This window comes from Psittacicella gerlachiana (assembly GCF_003585965.1).
GTDB classification, from domain to species: Bacteria; Pseudomonadota; Gammaproteobacteria; order Enterobacterales; family Psittacicellaceae; genus Psittacicella; species Psittacicella gerlachiana.
Window position 1 is genome coordinate 1 of sequence record NZ_NRJF01000154.1, and the last position, 1,217, is coordinate 1,217.

The following is a 1,217-nucleotide window of genomic DNA, read 5'->3' on the forward strand; positions in this document are numbered from 1 at the left end:
ACTAAATAATGTATTTTTTTCTATCTCGGCTAGTTAAATGCCCACACAGATTGTCTGTTAAATTGTTAAAGAACTAAGTTGTTATCATTTTTGCGACAACGTGAGATATTATATAATAATTTTTACCCCTTGTCAACTCTAATTTTAAATTATTTTTTCTTAGATGTTGATTTTGTCCCGCTGTCTTCCTGACAACGTGGCATATTATAGACAAATAAAACATCTATGTCAACACCACTTTGACAAAAAATTTAAAATCTCATCCACGATTCTTGTGAAAAGACTTATCTATATTTTTGTTTTTTAGAGAGTTAGAACTTAATTTTTTCCATAAATTTTTTTTAATTTTACATTCAAGCACTTTGCTATGATGCTAAATACTGTTCATGCTAAAAAATTTTATCATACTACATAATTATTTTTTAGGTCACCCATAAATTAGAAAAGAAACCATTAGATATCTATATCTAGATAAAGGAATTGACTAAATAACTTTTTACACAATCAACCATAAAAATTACTATGTTCAATTAACATGATCAATTAACAAATTCCCAAGCATTCATATAAACATCTAATGCTCTTAGTTTCAACTCCTTTCTATTACTTTATTTATCTAATCTCTTCAACTAACCAACTATATATTAAGCATTTTGCTAATTAAATAACTAAATAATAGGTTAAGCTTCACTTTGAATAAAATGATTATTATATACATACCACTTTTATCTTTCAGCTCTTTCGCTTTCTCAAAAATCTACATTACATTTCAATCCTATATAAACTCCTCCCTAACTTCATCTCCAACTATATATACTTCCTATATCTTGGTATAATAACCATAAAGGATCTAAGTATGAATAGTAAAATCAGTTGAAGTTTTTTATCAAGAGTCATTGTTTGATTTTACTTTTTTACAGTCCTTACTTTATTACTATGTATACATGTTATCTATGAGTTAATACAGATCAAATTAACTTCAAAAGTCTCAACTTAAATTATCCATATGAAAAAGAAAAATCTCATTATCAGCTTAGGTGTTTTAGCTTCGGCTCTAACTCTAGGTTTTGGAACACACTATCTTTACAATTCAAGTAATACAGAAGAAAATCCTGCTTATAACTATAAATACAAACTGACAGATGTAACTTTTGATCAACTTCCTGATGAAATTAAAGAACAAAGAATAGACCCAACCCAAGTAAGACTTACTTTTA

The 1,217-nt window shown here is 27.0% G+C and carries 1 protein-coding gene; it reads left to right on the top strand.

All coding sequences use genetic code 11. The features are described 5' to 3' along the window. Positions 1-1,006: 1,006 nt before the first annotated feature. Positions 1,007-1,217 (top strand): hypothetical protein (locus tag CKF59_RS05405; RefSeq protein WP_147397129.1); only part of this gene is annotated, 211 nt, incomplete at its 3' end.